This is a genomic window from Xenorhabdus taiwanensis, from assembly GCF_036512875.1.
Taxonomy (GTDB): Bacteria; Pseudomonadota; Gammaproteobacteria; order Enterobacterales; family Enterobacteriaceae; genus Xenorhabdus; species Xenorhabdus taiwanensis.
This window is the reverse complement of sequence record NZ_AP028978.1, coordinates 3,108,371-3,124,768: the sequence shown is the minus strand read 5'-3', so window position 1 is coordinate 3,124,768 and position 16,398 is coordinate 3,108,371. Positions and strand designations below refer to the sequence as shown.

13 protein-coding genes are annotated in these 16,398 nt (G+C 43.6%); 10 read left to right on the top strand and 3 right to left on the bottom strand.

The window, feature by feature from the left end:
• Positions 1–43: 43 nt before the first annotated feature.
• The 5 genes from aceE to tnpA (ACE1SE_RS14510) all read left to right on the top strand — a co-directional run bounded on the left by aceE (position 44) and on the right by tnpA (ACE1SE_RS14510) (position 7,603).
• Complete coding sequence (aceE, locus tag ACE1SE_RS14530) at positions 44–2,707, top strand: pyruvate dehydrogenase (acetyl-transferring), homodimeric type (protein WP_374051470.1); 2,664 nt, start codon at positions 44–46, stop codon at positions 2,705–2,707.
• A 13-nt stretch (positions 2,708–2,720) separates the two neighbouring features.
• Positions 2,721–4,568, top strand: coding sequence for a pyruvate dehydrogenase complex dihydrolipoyllysine-residue acetyltransferase (gene aceF / locus ACE1SE_RS14525; RefSeq protein ID WP_374051469.1), 1,848 nt, complete (start codon positions 2,721–2,723; stop codon positions 4,566–4,568).
• Between the two features lie 202 nt (positions 4,569–4,770).
• On the top strand, positions 4,771–6,198 hold the full coding sequence (gene lpdA, locus ACE1SE_RS14520; protein WP_374053678.1) for a dihydrolipoyl dehydrogenase: 1,428 nt from the start codon (positions 4,771–4,773) through the stop codon (positions 6,196–6,198).
• 222 nt (positions 6,199–6,420) lie between these two features.
• A complete protein-coding gene (gene tnpA / locus ACE1SE_RS14515; RefSeq protein ID WP_099118097.1) occupies positions 6,421–6,876 on the top strand; it encodes an IS200/IS605 family transposase in 456 nt (151 codons plus the stop codon).
• A 271-nt stretch (positions 6,877–7,147) separates the two neighbouring features.
• Positions 7,148–7,603, top strand: coding sequence for an IS200/IS605 family transposase (gene tnpA, locus ACE1SE_RS14510; protein WP_099118097.1), 456 nt, complete (start codon positions 7,148–7,150; stop codon positions 7,601–7,603).
• Positions 7,604–7,903: 300 nt separating this feature from the next.
• Here tnpA (ACE1SE_RS14510) and ACE1SE_RS14505 read toward each other — a convergent pair whose 3' ends face one another.
• Positions 7,904–8,416: a GNAT family N-acetyltransferase gene (locus ACE1SE_RS14505; protein WP_374051468.1), complete on the bottom strand. Its 513-nt coding sequence runs from the start codon at positions 8,414–8,416 to the stop codon at positions 7,904–7,906.
• Positions 8,417–8,549: 133 nt separating this feature from the next.
• The gene (locus ACE1SE_RS14500; RefSeq protein ID WP_374051467.1) at positions 8,550–9,230 is read right to left on the bottom strand and encodes a GNAT family N-acetyltransferase; all 681 of its coding nucleotides are present in this window, start codon (positions 9,228–9,230) and stop codon (positions 8,550–8,552) included.
• A gap of 423 nt (positions 9,231–9,653) precedes the next feature.
• On the opposite strand from ACE1SE_RS14500, the gene acnB reads away from it, so the two are divergent.
• The 5 genes from acnB to ACE1SE_RS14475 all read left to right on the top strand — a co-directional run bounded on the left by acnB (position 9,654) and on the right by ACE1SE_RS14475 (position 15,473).
• A complete protein-coding gene (gene acnB / locus ACE1SE_RS14495) occupies positions 9,654–12,251 on the top strand; it encodes a bifunctional aconitate hydratase 2/2-methylisocitrate dehydratase (RefSeq protein ID WP_374051466.1) in 2,598 nt (865 codons plus the stop codon).
• A gap of 189 nt (positions 12,252–12,440) precedes the next feature.
• Entirely contained in the window at positions 12,441–12,812 is a 372-nt protein-coding gene (locus ACE1SE_RS14490; RefSeq protein WP_374051465.1) for a YacL family protein, read from the top strand.
• A gap of 192 nt (positions 12,813–13,004) precedes the next feature.
• The gene (mscS, locus tag ACE1SE_RS14485; RefSeq protein WP_374051464.1) at positions 13,005–13,877 is read left to right on the top strand and encodes a small-conductance mechanosensitive channel MscS; all 873 of its coding nucleotides are present in this window, start codon (positions 13,005–13,007) and stop codon (positions 13,875–13,877) included.
• Between the two features lie 138 nt (positions 13,878–14,015).
• The gene (gene argO, locus ACE1SE_RS14480) at positions 14,016–14,657 is read left to right on the top strand and encodes an arginine exporter ArgO (protein ID WP_374051463.1); all 642 of its coding nucleotides are present in this window, start codon (positions 14,016–14,018) and stop codon (positions 14,655–14,657) included.
• 81 nt (positions 14,658–14,738) lie between these two features.
• Positions 14,739–15,473 (top strand): oxidative stress defense protein, encoded by a 735-nt coding sequence (locus ACE1SE_RS14475; protein WP_374051462.1) that lies wholly within the window; start codon positions 14,739–14,741, stop codon positions 15,471–15,473.
• Here ACE1SE_RS14475 and ACE1SE_RS14470 read toward each other — a convergent pair.
• On the bottom strand, positions 15,470–16,375 hold the full coding sequence (locus ACE1SE_RS14470; protein WP_374051461.1) for a LysR family transcriptional regulator ArgP: 906 nt from the start codon (positions 16,373–16,375) through the stop codon (positions 15,470–15,472). The two genes, ACE1SE_RS14475 and ACE1SE_RS14470, sit on opposite strands and share 4 nt — an antisense overlap.
• Positions 16,376–16,398: the final 23 nt, after the last annotated feature.

The window sequence follows — 16,398 nt, the reverse complement described above, 5'->3', positions numbered from 1 at the left end:
CTCCAATAACCATTAGAAATAGATAACAGATAAGGAATACACCATGTCAGATATTTTGAAAAATGACGTGGATCCGATCGAAACTCGCGATTGGTTACAGGCGATCGAATCGGTCATCCGTGAAGAAGGTGTTGAGCGTGCTCAGTTTCTGATTGATCAGGTTTTGAACGAAGCTCGTAAAGGTGGCGTTAACGTTGCTGCAGGTGCTGCAAGCCGTGATTACATCAACACTATTCCTGTTGAGGATGAGCCTGCTTACCCTGGCAACCTGAATTTAGAGCGTCGTATCCGTTCTGCTATTCGCTGGAATGCGGTGATGACCGTTCTGCGTGCATCTAAAAAAGATCTGGAACTGGGTGGTCACATGGCTTCATTCCAGTCTTCCGCTACTGTTTATGAAGTTTGTTTTAACCACTTCTTCCGCGCTCGTAACGAAAATGATGGCGGTGATTTGGTATATTTCCAGGGCCACATTTCTCCAGGCGTTTACGCACGTGCATTCCTTGAAGGTCGTCTGACTGAAGAGCAAATGAACAACTTCCGTCAAGAAATCGGTGGTAATGGCCTGTCTTCTTACCCGCATCCAAAACTGATGCCTGACTTCTGGCAGTTCCCAACTGTTTCAATGGGTCTGGGGCCAATCTCCGCTATTTATCAGGCTAAATTTCTGAAATATCTGGAAAATCGCGGCCTGAAAGATACCTCTAAACAAACCGTTTATGCTTTCTTAGGCGACGGTGAAATGGATGAGCCAGAATCTAAAGGTGCGATCACTATCGCAACTCGTGAAAAACTGGATAATCTGGTATTCATCATCAACTGTAACTTGCAGCGTTTGGATGGCCCAGTAACCGGTAACGGCAAAATTGTTAACGAACTGGAAGGTATCTTCGACGGTGCTGGCTGGCAGGTACTGAAAGTCCTGTGGGGTGAGCGTTGGGACGAACTGCTGCGTAAAGACACCAGCGGTAAACTGGTTCAATTGATGAACGAAACGCTGGACGGCGACTATCAGACATTCAAATCCAAAGATGGCGCTTATGTTCGTGAACACTTCTTTGGTCGTTACCCAGAAACTGCTGCATTAGTCAAAGATATGACTGATGACGAAATTTGGGCTTTGAACCGTGGTGGTCACGATCCGAAGAAAGTTTACGCTGCTCTGAAAAAAGCACAGGATACCACTGGCAAACCAACTGTAATCTTGGCTCAGACCATCAAAGGTTACGGTATGGGTGATACCGCTGAAGGTAAGAACATCGCTCACCAGGTTAAAAAAATGAACATGGAAGGCGTTCGTCAATTCCGCGATCGTTTCAGTGTGCCTGTATCTGATGAGCAGATCGAAAACTTGCCATATGTAACTTTCGACAAAGATTCTGAAGAATCTAAATATCTGCATGAACGTCGTAACGCATTGGGCGGTTATGTACCAAGCCGTCGCGTTAATTTCGACGAAAAACTGGAAATTCCAGCGCTGGAAGAATTCAGCTCTCTGCTGGAAGAACAATCCAAAGAAATTTCTACCACTATCGCTTTCGTTCGTGCACTGAACGTTATGCTGAAGAACAAGTCAATCAAAGATCGTCTGGTTCCAATTATTGCTGACGAAGCTCGTACCTTCGGTATGGAAGGTTTGTTCCGTCAAATTGGTATCTACAGCCCTAATGGTCAGCAGTATACGCCGCAAGACCGTGAGCAAGTTGCATACTATAAAGAAGACGCAAAAGGCCAGATCCTGCAAGAAGGTATCAACGAACTGGGTGCTGCTTCATCTTGGCTGGCTGCTGCAACTTCTTACAGCACCAACAACTTGCCAATGATCCCGTTCTACATCTACTACTCCATGTTCGGATTCCAGCGTATTGGTGATCTGTGCTGGGCAGCGGGTGATCAGCAAGCTCGCGGCTTCTTGGTTGGTGGTACTTCTGGTCGTACTACTCTGAACGGTGAAGGTTTGCAGCATGAAGATGGTCACAGCCATATTCAGTCTCTGACTATTCCTAACTGTATCTCTTACGATCCAGCATTCGCTTTCGAAGTTGCTGTTATCATGCAAGATGGTTTGGAGCGTATGTATGGTGAGAAACAAGAGAACATCTACTACTACATCACCACACTGAACGAAAACTACCACATGCCAGCTATGCCTGAAGGTGCTGAAGAAGGCATCCGTAAAGGTATCTACAAGCTGGAAAGTCTGGAAGGGGCAAAAGGTCAAGTTCAGTTGCTGGGCTCTGGCTCTATCCTGCGTCATGTTCGTGAGGCAGCGAAGATCCTGTCTGCTGAATACGGCATCGGTTCCGATGTGTACAGCGTAACTTCCTTCACTGAACTGGCTCGTGATGGTCAGGACTGTGAGCGTTGGAACATGCTGCACCCATCAGAAGAACCTCGCGTTCCTTATATTGCTCAGATCATGAGTGAAGCTCCAGCAGTTGCTTCTACTGACTATATGAAACTGTTTGCAGAGCAAGTACGTAGCTTCGTTCCTGCAAGCGACTATCGTGTATTGGGTACTGACGGTTTCGGTCGTTCTGACAGCCGTGAAAACCTGCGTCATCACTTTGAAGTTGATGCTTCTTATGTGGTTGTTGCAGCTCTGGGTGAACTGGCTAAACGTGGCGAAGTTGATGTGAAAGTTGTTGAAGAAGCTATCAAGAAATACAACATCAACCCAGAAAAAGTTAACCCACGTCTGGCATAAGAGGTAAAGATTAATGTCTATCGAAATTAACGTACCTGATATTGGTGCAGATGAAGTTGAAGTTACCGAGATTCTGGTGAAAGTTGGTGACACAGTAGAAGCAGAACAGTCGCTGATCACAGTTGAAGGTGACAAAGCTTCTATGGAAGTTCCTTCTCCACAGGCGGGTGTAGTTAAAGAAATCAAAGTTGCGGTTGGCGATAAAGTTGAAACCGGCAAACTGATTATGGTTTTTGAATCCGCAAACGGTGCAGCAGAAGCTGTACCTGCGCAGCAAGCAGCGCCTGCAGCGGCACCAGCAGCAGTAGAAAGCAAAGAAGTGAATGTGCCAGATATCGGTGGTGACGAAGTTGAAGTGACCGAAATCATGGTAAAAGTGGGTGATACTGTTACTGAAGAGCAGTCACTGATCACGGTTGAAGGTGACAAGGCTTCGATGGAAGTTCCTGCACCATTTGCAGGTACTGTGAAAGAGATTAAAATTGCGGCTGGCGACAAAGTGAAAACCGGTTCTCTGATCATGGTATTTGAAGTGGCAGGTTCTGGTGCAGCTCCAGCAGTGGCTCCAGCAGCAGCGCCTGCGGCTTCTGCGGTCAAAGAAGTCAACGTACCAGATATCGGTGGTGACGAAGTTGAAGTGACCGAAATCATGGTAAAAGTAGGTGATACTATCGCCGAAGAGCAGTCACTGATCACGGTTGAAGGTGACAAGGCTTCGATGGAAGTTCCTGCACCATTTGCTGGTACTGTGAAAGAGATCAAAATTGCGGCTGGCGATAAAGTGAAAACCGGTTCTCTGATCATGGTATTTGAAGTTGCTGGTGCAGCCCCTGTGGCAGCACCAGCGGCTCCTGCGGCTGAACCTGCGAAAGCAGCACCAGCACCAGCACCAGCAGTAAGCAAGCCAACAGAAGGCAAAAATGAATTTGCTGAAAATGACGCTTACGTTCACGCGACCCCAGTAATTCGTCGTCTGGCGCGTGAATTTGGCGTAAATCTGGCTAAAGTAAAAGGTACTGGCCGTAAAGGTCGCATCCTGCGTGAAGACGTTCAGGCTTACGTGAAAGATGCGATTAAACGTGCAGAAGCAGCGCCTGCTGCTGCGGGCGGTGGTCTGCCAGGTATGCTGCCTTGGCCGAAAGTTGATTTCAGCAAGTTCGGTGAAATCGAAGAAGTTGAAATGAGCCGCATCCAGAAAATCTCCGGTGCTAACCTGAGCCGTAACTGGGTCATGATCCCTCACGTTAACTTGTTCGATGAAGCGGATATCACTGAAGTTGAAGAGTTCCGCAAACAACAGAACAAAGAAGCTGAGAAGAAACAGCTGGGCGTGAAGATCACTCCGCTGGTATTCGTGATGAAAGCAGCAGCGAAAGCACTGGAAGCAATGCCTCGCTTTAACAGCTCCATTTCTGAAGATGGCCAGAAGCTGATCCTGAAAAAGTATGTCAACATCGGTATCGCGGTTGATACACCTAACGGCTTGGTTGTGCCTGTATTCAAGGATGTCAATAAGAAAGGCATCATGGAACTGTCCAGAGAATTGGCTGAAGTTTCTAAGAAAGCACGTGCTGGTAAGCTGACCGCTTCCGACATGCAGGGTGGCTGCTTCACTATCTCCAGCTTGGGTGGTATTGGTACTACCGGTTTTGCACCAATTGTGAATGCGCCAGAAGTGGCAATCATGGGGCTGTCTCGTTCTTCCATGAAACCAGTCTGGAATGGCAAGGAATTTGTTCCTCGTCTGATTCTGCCTATGTCTCTGTCTTTCGATCATCGTGTGATCGACGGAGCAGATGGCGCACGTTTCATCACTTATATTAATCAATTGATGAGCGACATCCGCCGTTTAGTCATGTAATGCAAAGGCCGGTAAATAACCGGCCTGATGATTACTACCGTGACAGATATTTTCACCTTGCATCTGGCAGGTTGGGATTTCTGTCACGTTAACGCGCTTTTCAGGTTATTTACAATTCTGTAAACTGCTCGCGGTGTGTACGTCCCGGTGGAATATGGTTTTTTTTCGTCTGACTCGCCGGACAAACAATTAAGAGGTCATGATGAGTACTGAAATTAAAGCCCAGGTAGTGGTGCTTGGTGCAGGCCCGGCAGGGTATTCTGCTGCTTTCCGTTGTGCGGACTTAGGTTTGGATACTGTTCTGGTTGAACGTTACTCTACTTTGGGTGGTGTTTGCCTTAATGTTGGTTGTATCCCATCCAAAGCTCTGCTTCATGTTGCCAAAGTGATTGAAGAAGCAAAAGCACTGGCACAACACGGTATCGTGTTTGGTGAACCACAAACTGATATTAATAAGATCCGTCTCTGGAAAGAAAAAGTTATTTCTCAGTTGACAGGTGGTCTGGGTGGTATGGCGAAGGGCCGTAAAGTTAACGTTGTTAACGGTGTTGGTAAATTTACAGGCGCTAACACTCTGGTAGTAGAAGGCGAGAATGGCGCAACAACGATTAATTTTGAGAATGCCATTATCGCAGCGGGTTCACGCCCAATTCAGCTACCATTCATTCCACATGATGATCCTCGTGTATGGGATTCGACTGATGCACTGGAGCTGAAAACAGTTCCAGGACGCCTGTTGGTTATGGGCGGTGGTATCATTGGTCTGGAAATGGGGACTGTTTACCACGCTCTGGGTTCTCAGATCGACGTGGTAGAAATGTTCGATCAGGTTATTCCTGCGGCAGATAAAGACATTGTTAAAGTGTTCACTAAGCGCATCAGCAAGAAGTTCAATTTGATGCTGGAAACTAAAGTGACCGCGGTAGAAGCTAAAGAAGATGGCATCTACGTAACAATGGAAGGTAAGAAAGCACCGGCAGAGCCACAGCGTTATGATGCGGTTCTGGTTGCTATCGGCCGTGTACCAAACGGTAAATTGATTGATGCTGGCAAAGCAGGTGTTGAAGTTGATGATCGTGGCTTTATCCACGTGGATAAACAAATGCGTACTAACGTGCCTCACATCTTTGCTATCGGTGATATCGTTGGTCAGCCAATGCTGGCGCACAAAGGTGTCCATGAAGGCCACGTTGCTGCTGAAGTGATTTCTGGTAAGAAACATTATTTCGATCCAAAAGTGATTCCATCCATCGCTTACACTGAACCAGAAGTGGCATGGGTTGGTCTGACTGAGAAAGAAGCGAAAGAAAAAGGCATCAGCTACGAAACTGCGACTTTCCCATGGGCAGCATCCGGCCGTGCAATTGCGTCTGACTGTTCAGATGGTATGACCAAGCTGATTTTCGATAAAGAAACTAACCGCGTTATTGGCGGTGCTGTTGTTGGTACCAACGGCGGTGAGCTGCTGGGTGAAATTGGTCTGGCTATCGAAATGGGTTGTGATGCAGAAGATATCGCTCTGACTATCCACGCTCACCCAACACTGTACGAATCAATTGGTATGGCTGCGGAAATTTACGAAGGCAGCATCACTGACTTACCAAACCCTAAGGCAAAGAAAAAGAAATAATTCTTTAGATTTTGCAGTAGGTTAACAGAAAATTTCGAACGGCTTTCAAATCGGAAAGCCGTTTTTATTATGGCTTTAGCCAGTTTAAGTCGCGTTAGCGTCTTAAACATAAAACCACCCGCTTTGCGGGTGGAGTTCAAAGGTTATACCAAGAAAAACACCTTTCCGTTACGATATAGATGTTCAAGCTAATACTCGTAACTCAAATAAGGAAAGGTGTTTATGGGCATTAAAGCACAAAGCTCAGCGCATACAAAGTGGCTGTGTAAATACCATATCGTCTTTTCGCCGAAATATAGACGGAAAGTGATTTTTAATAATATTCGTTCAAGTGTGGGAGAGATCCTCAGAGACCTTTGTAAGTATAAAGGTGTGGAAATAATCGAAGGTCATCTCATGCCAGATCATGTTCATATGTTGGTGAGTATTCCACCAAAGCTAAGCGTTTCAAGCTTTATGGGATATTTGAAGGGTAAAAGTTCGTTGATGATCTTTGATAGACACGCCAATTTAAAATATAAATTTGGCAACAGAAAGTTTTGGGCGGAAGGGTTCTATGTCAGTACGGTAGGGCTAAATGAAGCGACAATTCAAAAGTATATCAGAGAGCAAGAAAAGTCGGATTTAATCTCGGATAAATTGAGTAGTAAAGAGCATGTAGACCCCTTCAAGGGGTAGGCCAAAGCAGCAAAGACACTTAGCTTGAACGAAGAGAAAGCAGCGTCATTTAGGCGCAGTCGGTAACAAGCCCTTATAGGGCAAGAGCAAACCACCCGTTATACGGGTGGTTATGATTATGGCTTTAGCCAGTTTAAGTCGCGTTAGCGTCTTAAACATAAAACCACCCGCTTTGCGGGTGGAGTTCAAAGGTTATACCAAGAAAAACACCTTTCCGTTACGATATAGATGTTCAAGCTAATACTCGTAACTCAAATAAGGAAAGGTGTTTATGGGCATTAAAGCACAAAGCTCAGCGCATACAAAGTGGCTGTGTAAATACCATATCGTCTTTTCGCCGAAATATAGACGGAAAGTGATTTTTAATAATATTCGTTCAAGTGTGGGAGAGATCCTCAGAGACCTTTGTAAGTATAAAGGTGTGGAAATAATCGAAGGTCATCTCATGCCAGATCATGTTCATATGTTGGTGAGTATTCCACCAAAGCTAAGCGTTTCAAGCTTTATGGGATATTTGAAGGGTAAAAGTTCGTTGATGATCTTTGATAGACACGCCAATTTAAAATATAAATTTGGCAACAGAAAGTTTTGGGCGGAAGGGTTCTATGTCAGTACGGTAGGGCTAAATGAAGCGACAATTCAAAAGTATATCAGAGAGCAAGAAAAGTCGGATTTAATCTCGGATAAATTGAGTAGTAAAGAGCATGTAGACCCCTTCAAGGGGTAGGCCAAAGCAGCAAAGACACTTAGCTTGAACGAAGAGAAAGCAGCGTCATTTAGGCGCAGTCGGTAACAAGCCCTTATAGGGCAAGAGCAAACCACCCGTTATACGGGTGGTTATGATTTAGCAACTGTTATAGTTAATGTTTTTCATTGAACAGGGCAACTTATTTGCAATAGGCTTAGTATATTTAAAGATATTTCCTCAAGCGATAATAATTTCTGACAATTATCCATTTTTCACTTTCAGAAGGAATTAATCTCATTGATATTGTATCAGTATCAGGAAAGCCATATTTTTCAAACCCTAAATTTGATAAAAAGGAACAGCACTAGGTTTAGTACTTACCCATATCTCTTCATCTTTTGATAATTCTACTGCTTTTTCGACAAGTAAACTGCCATATCCATGACTGCCGGGATGGGTGAGCATAAATCCTATTTTATCTGCAGCTTCATTGTAAAAAGAGGAACCCCCTGTGACAAAAGTCATCACCCCTATGGGAATGTCTTGCACTCGGCAGATAAAGTAACGATGATGTTTCAAGCTATTTATCTGGTGAGTATCTTGATAGATATTCTCTATTTCATGAGATATGCTAATGAAAGTATTATACCTTTCTATTTCTGGATAAGAGGAAGAATTTAATGTTGAATACCAATCACATGTGTTTCCCTTAATTTGATCGAGTGCCAGAAACATTTCATCCTTATTGACTTCTTTTATAATTGTTGGGAATAATCGGGAGTATCTTTCTTTTGGTGATTCTCTTATATGTATTTTGGAGAAAATATTGTGAAATAGTTCTCTGGGTTTCATTATATATCTCCTATATGTATTTCTTTAATAATTTTAAGATAATAAAGAGAATTGTATTCTCTGTGGTTTTTTATAAATAACATCTTTCACGCATTATTTTTCATGGTTTTTTTCCATAAAAATTCGATTAAATCTACAATAAATGACATTGCCAATTTGAATTACGTGGGCGAGGAGTTCTTTTAAGTTGATAACCTCCATTGATTTTATGCCATTTATTGCTAATGGCAGGGTCTAATTGCATATGTTTCAGCTTAAAAAAGATACCAATAAATAAAAAGCCTAATTTTTGGTAAAAAATTTCGGCATCAGGTTCTGCTTTAACTTCTAATATGCCTCGATGGCCCAAAGAGAGAGAGAGATTGATCACATGTTGAACCAGCAGACCGCCATAACCATAACCGTTGGGATAGGTTAATATGAATGATATTTGGTCAACGCTATCATCAAATAGATTAGGTTTGGCAAGATTCAATATTATGATTCCAACGGCTTTATTTGTAATTGAACATGAACAGATAAAATGGCGATAGTTCTGTAGACCTCCAGTAATATTTGTGTCATTAAAGATTTTTTTTATGGAGTTACATGTATTGATGAATGTAACATGTCTATTGTTAAACATTGCCCCTATTATAGGTTCATAAAGCCAACTGTATTCATTCTTCTGGATTTCGTTAAGCGCAGATAGCATATCATGTTGACTAACCTCCTTAATTTTGGCTTGATATTCAGGATAAAGTTTTTCTGCTGTAATAATTGCAGGATTATAATCTGCTCCTGCTATAGCGTCATGTTCTTTTCTATTGGGCATGATAATATCCTTTTAGATGATATTGATATTGAAAGATTTTTGAGCCAAATACCATGATTAGAAACTATGTTAAAAAAACTTAATATGGAAGTCCGTGTGTTCGAGTAGAAGATTATGATAGAAGTTAAGGAATTTTCAGGCCAGAATAACAACAGATAGCATTTAAAACGTTAATACACTCTCTAAGCTAATTTATCCAGAATTTTATGATGGTTCAATGTTGATTTTATGTGAATGAATTAACATGCTATTCAAATTTTGGTATGCTAAACGCCCGAAGCTGAGCATAATTCTAATGTTATGCGAGCAAAATCCTCTGACCTGGCACCCTTGATGATTGTTTTCAGATGATCATTTTCAATGATCATTAGCGGGTGCTGACAGCCGGGTATATAAAATGACAATGAGAGCGAGGAGAAAGTCGTGCTAGAAGAATACCGCAAGCACGTAGCCGAGCGTGCAGCTCAAGGCATCGTCCCTAAGCCGTTAGACGCAGCTCAAGCAGCAGCGCTGGTCGAATTACTGAAGAACCCACCTAAAGGTGAAGAAGCTTTTCTGCTAGATCTACTGACCAATCGTGTTCCTCCTGGTGTAGATGAAGCAGCTTATGTTAAAGCAAGTTTCCTTGCTGCTGTTGCTAAGGGAGAAACGACCTCTCCTTTGGTGACCCAGGAAAAAGCCATTGAATTATTGGGAACCATGCAGGGTGGGTATAATATCCACGCTTTAATTGATGCCCTGGATGATGAAAAGTTGGCTTCAATTGCGGCGAAGGCACTTTCTCATACTTTGCTGATGTTCGATAGTTTCTATGATGTAGAAGAAAAAGCAAAAGCGGGTAATGTCCATGCCAAACAGATTATGCAATCGTGGGCTGATGCAGAATGGTTCCTTGGACGTCCTGAATTAGCGGAAAAAATCACCGTTACCGTCTTTAAAGTCACGGGAGAAACCAACACCGATGATCTTTCTCCTGCCCCTGATGCGTGGTCACGCCCTGATATTCCCCTACATGCTTTGGCTATGCTTAAGAATGCCCGTGAAGGTATTGAGCCCGATCAAGCCGGTGTCGTAGGCCCGATTAAGCAAATCGAAGACCTGAGCAAGAAAGGTTATCCACTGGCCTACGTTGGAGATGTTGTCGGTACTGGCTCTTCCCGTAAATCGGCAACTAACTCCGTCTTGTGGTTTATGGGAGAAGATATTCCGTTTGTACCCAATAAACGCGGTGCTGGTGTGGTGCTTGGTGGAAAAATAGCACCAATTTTCTTCAACACCATGGAAGATGCGGGTGCGTTGCCAATTGAGGTGGATGTTTCCAAACTGAATATGGGAGATTTAATTGATATCTATCCCTATAAAGGTGAAATCCGCCATCACGAAACTAACGAGCTATTGGCTACTTTTGCATTAAAAACTGATGTACTGATCGATGAAGTCCGTGCTGGTGGTCGTATTCCATTGATTATCGGTCGTGGCTTGACTGGCAAAGCGCGTGAATCATTGGGTTTGCCACACAGTGATGTATTCCGTCAGGCAAAAGCGGTGGCGAAAAGCGATCGTGGTTTCTCACTGGCACAAAAAATGGTTGGCCGTGCGTGTGGTAAGAGCGGTATCCGTCCAGGGGAATATTGTGAGCCTAAGATGACGTCTGTGGGTTCTCAGGATACCACAGGGCCAATGACGCGAGATGAGTTGAAAGATTTGGCGTGTCTGGGCTTCTCTGCGGATCTGGTCATGCAATCATTTTGTCATACCGCTGCCTATCCAAAACCTGTTGATGTGACGACACACCATACTCTGCCTGATTTCATTATGAACCGTGGTGGGGTATCGCTGCGTCCGGGAGATGGCATTATTCATTCATGGTTGAACCGTATGTTGTTGCCAGACACTGTGGGTACAGGTGGCGATTCCCATACCCGTTTCCCAATTGGTATTTCTTTCCCAGCGGGTTCAGGTCTGGTGGCATTTGCTGCGGCAACGGGTGTCATGCCATTGGATATGCCAGAATCCGTACTGGTTCGCTTTAAAGGAAAAATGCAACCCGGAATAACCTTGCGTGATCTGGTTCATGCCATTCCTTATTATGCGATTCAGCAAGGTTTGCTGACCGTTGAGAAAAAAGGTAAGAAAAACATCTTCTCTGGCCGTATCCTTGAGATTGAAGGTTTGCCAGAACTCAAAGTTGAACAGGCATTCGAGTTGGCGGATGCTTCTGCGGAACGTTCTGCGGCAGGATGTACCATTAAACTGGATAAAGAGCCAATTATTGAATACTTGCAGTCGAACATTGTCTTGCTGAAATGGATGATTGCGGAAGGTTATGGTGATCGCCGGACATTGGAACGCCGTATTATCGGCATGGAAAACTGGCTGAAAGATCCTCAATTGTTGGAAGCGGATGCAGATGCTGAATACGCAGCCGTTATTGAGGTCGATCTGGCAGACATTAAAGAGCCTATTTTATGTGCACCTAATGATCCTGATGATGCACGTCTGTTATCTGAAGTCGCTAACAGTAAAATTGACGAAGTTTTCATTGGCTCTTGCATGACGAATATTGGACATTTCCGTGCGGCGGGTAAATTGCTGGATCAGCATAAAGGCCAGTTACCGACTCGCTTGTGGGTTGCTCCTCCGACTAAGATGGATGCCGCCCAATTAACGGAAGAAGGTTATTACAGTATTTTTGGCAAGAGCGGAGCACGCATTGAGATCCCTGGTTGTTCATTGTGTATGGGGAATCAGGCGCGTGTGGCGGATGGTGCAACAGTAGTATCCACTTCTACTCGTAACTTCCCTAACCGCCTTGGTTCCGGTGCCAATGTTTACCTTGCTTCGGCGGAGTTGGCGGCGGTCGCTTCATTGTTGGGGCGCTTGCCAATGCCAGAAGAGTATTTGCAGTTCATGGAGCAAGTCGATGAAACCGCAGCAGATACTTATCGCTATCTCAATTTTGATCAATTAAATCAATACACAGAAAAAGCGGATGATGTAATCTTCCAAACCGCAGTATAAAAAAGTATATTGCAACGAATGGGGAGGCGAATGCTTCCCCTTTTTTTGTTTTTGTTACTACCGTCTTATAACAATTTCGTAGTAATTTTTGTATCAGCTTGTGGGTTGTCTCAGAGGTGGAAGTAGCGGAAATGTTTAAAATCCAAATGAAATTATTTGGCGTTTGTAAAAATAGTCAGGGGGTATGTGATGGAATATGAATTTATGCAGGATGTTACCGGTCAGATAACAACATCCTTTTCCATGGATCATGAAGCCATTGGTCATTGGTTGAATGAAGAAGTGAAAGGCGATTTTCGCATATTGGATAAAATCATTGTGGCCTTGCAAGAGATTAAAGGGAGTGAGCGCCAGTGGCTGTTGGCTGGTCATGAATATACGCTATTGATGAGTGAAGCTGAGATCATGATCAGGGCGAATCAACTGCAATTTGATACAGAGGTTATAGAAGAAGGAATGAGCTACTACGATAACGAGAGTTTGGCTTTTTGTGGGACAGACGATTTTATCGATATGTTGGCTGATTACAGAGAATTTATTTTGCAAAAAAAGAAAACGTAAGGATTAGTGTTCAAGCAATGAAGGCTTTCTGCCATAATTTATATTCCATTACATTTTTGTGTTGTGATAGTGGCTTTCTATTTTTTTGAACAGAAAACTATTTTTGAATAGGAGTCTATGTTTGTTGGTGGCGTTCGTTGTAAGTAACGGCATTGAATGGAGATAGGCTCCAACAATAACGGTGGACTTTGTATGGAAAAAATCAATCTGTCACATGAGATTGATAAAGCGGCAAGCTGGTTTACCAGCAATCAGGATCTATTGATTCAGTATGCGGTAAACATTGTATCTGCCATTTTGATTCTTATCGTTGGCTTATTTATTGCTAAGTTGGCTAATAAAGCAACCAAACGTGTTATGTCACTACGTGGCATTGATACCACCATTTCTGATTTTCTATCCGCGATTATTCGTTACGCTATCATAGCATTTACGATTATTGCTGTTCTTGGGAAATTGGGCATTCAAACCGCATCTGTGATTGCCGTCATTGGTGCCGCAGGTTTGGCGGTAGGCCTGGCATTACAAGGCTCACTGTCTAATTTTGCTGCTGGTGTTTTATTGGTGATTTTCCGTCCACTTCGTACTGGCGAATATGTCAGCATTGGCGCTGTGGAAGGAACGGTCATGCAGGTACAGATTTTCTCAACAACATTGCGCACGGCAGATGGCCGTATCATTGTGATCCCCAATGGTAAAATTATTGCGGACAATATTATCAATACCAGCCGTGAACCTGACCGCCGTACCCAAATTATGGTAGGGGTTGCATATGATGCGGATATTGATGAAGTGAAAAGAGTGTTGGGTGATGTGATTCAAGCAGATAAACGCATTCAACATGAAAAAGGAGTCACGATCCGCCTGCATGAAATGGCTCCTTCATCATTGAACTTTATTGTGCGTGTGTGGACTACTAATGGTGACACCTGGAATGTCTATTGGGATTTGATGGAAAACTTTAAGCGTGCTTTGGATAAACACAATATCGGTATTCCTTTCCCGCAAATGGATGTTTATCTGCACCAGCAAAATAGTGTTTTACAGAAGACGATGGACGAATAATCAAGATATCGTGATGTGAGAATTTCTCACATCACCTTTCCTAATGATGTATTAGAATCATTCATTTTTACTAATGCATCATCTTGTTTAATATGCATTGATATCGTAACTAATTGAATAATCATTAGGAATCTTTGCATGTTCTCAACATTTATTCAGGGGTTTTTTCTTAGTGCTGCGATGATCCTTCCGCTTGGGCCACAAAATGTTTTTGTCATGCAGCAAGGGAGTAGGAGGCAGTTCCATTTAATGAGTGCAACATTATGCTCCACCAGTGATTCTCTGCTCATCATAGCGGGGATATTTGGTGGCAGTGCCTTACTGGGACAATCGGTACTTCTATTGCAAGCTGTGACATGGGGAGGTGTCGCATTTTTACTATGGTATGGATGGGGAGCTTTTCGAGCAGCATTATCGGCAGAAGTCGAGCATTTCCGTACTGAAAAAACTGTCCAAAGCCGTTGGCGAGTCATAGCCACGTTATTTGCTGTGACATGGCTGAATCCTCATGTTTATTTGGATACCATTGTCGTATTGGGAAGCATAGGAGGGCAATTGTCAGCCGAGCTTCGGCCGTGGTTTACCACCGGAGCGGTAATAGCATCGATCAGTTGGTTTTTTGCCTTGTCATTCTTGTCTGCGTGGTTTGCACCTGTGCTTAATCGACCCAAAGCACAACGGATCATCAATATCTTCGTTGGCTGTGTGATGTGGTATATCGCCTGGAGCTTAATGAAGCAAGGATATAGATTTTTTATTGATTACAATATCTCACCATAGATGTTCTATGAGATTACTTCTCTATAGATAGTGTGCTAATGTTTCTGAAAGCACCTTACTCATGTCATTTTAGGAGGTCTTGTGAAACGTAAATCACTGGTATTAGCCGCGATGATGGCTTTAGGAAGCCTGTCTTGCATGACAGCTTCCGCTGCTGAATCACTCTCTGTTCCCCATATTTCCACCTCTGGTAATGCAATAGTTAAAGCGACACCAGATATGGCTACTTTGGTAATCGACGTGAGTGAAACGCAAAAGAGTGCGGCAGAAGCAAAGAAAAAAGTCGATGAACGGGTTGCGAAATATTTTGATTTTCTGAAAAACAGTGGCATCGAAAAGAAAGATATTGATGCTGCTAATTTGCGTACCCAGCCAGAATATCAATATGAACAAAAGAGTGGTAAATCGAGTATTACCGGTTATCGGGCGTCGCGTTCAGTTGAAGTGAAAGTTCACAAGCTGGAGCAACTGAATGCCCTATTGGATGGTGCCCTGAAAGCAGGGCTGAATGAAATTAACTCTGTTCAGTTTGGTGTAAGCAATCCACAACGTTATCGTGATGAAGTCAGACAAAAAGCCATTGAGAATGCTATTCAACAGGCAACTACATTGGCAAAAGGGTTCAACAGTAAGTTAGGTCCTGTATATAGCATTAATTACCGTGCGCCTGAAGCCGTGCCTGTTCCAATGAGCCGTCTGAAATACCAGACAGATCTGTTGGCAGCACCAGCTTCTGACTCAGCCAGTGAAACTTACGAACCACAGAGTATTGAGTTTTCTGATCACGTTGATGCCGTTTTTGAATTACAGCGTTAATGAGTTTCATCTTCCTGACGTAACATCTGGCGCCCTCGTTTTAGCAGGGTGTCAGTGACTTTTCTCATCGTTCCACTTTCAGGCGCAAAACGATGCCAATAAAGCATACGGCGTTGGCATAGTCCTGGTGTTAGATCGATTAACTCACCGGCTTTTAGCTCCTCGTCGATTTGCAAATGTGGGATCATGCAACAAGTCGAACCTTGTTTTGCCAATTGAACGAAGGCTTCCGAAGAATTGACGATGTGGCAGGGCACACTTCCCGGCGATAAATCGAAGTTCTGTTGCAAAAATGCTTGATGCATATCATCTAAATGGTCGAATGCAACCGCAGGTGCTTTCAGTAATGCTGAACGCGTGACGCCATTCGGGAAAAAACGATTTGCAAATGCTGGAGAGGCTACAAACAGGTAATCCAGGGCACCTAATTTATCAACTAAACAGCTTGGCAAAGGTTGGGACTGAATACTAATCGCTCCGACAACTTCACCGCGCCGCAAACGCTCTTGAGTTCGGGTTTCATCTTCCACCTGAATATTTAACCGAATAGGCAAATCGGATAAAACAGGGTGGAGAGCCGGTAAAAGCCACGTCGCCAGGCTGTCTGCATTAACAGCAAGGGAAAGCAATAACGGGATCTCATTACTATTTTCATCACCAAGCCATTGCGCTTCCAGCAGTTCCACCTGATGTAATAGCGCAAGCAACTTTTGCCCTTGTTCTGTAGGGTGGGGAGGAACAGTGCGTACCAATAGTGGCTGACCAAACATATTTTCTAATTGCTTGATTCTCTGGGATACCGCTGATTGGGTAATACAAAGTTTTTGCGCTGCCCGTTCGAAACCACGTTCTTTTATCACTGCATCGAGTGCTTGCAATGATCGGTAATCAGGACGTTTCATTGAAAATAAGATTCTCCGTGTTT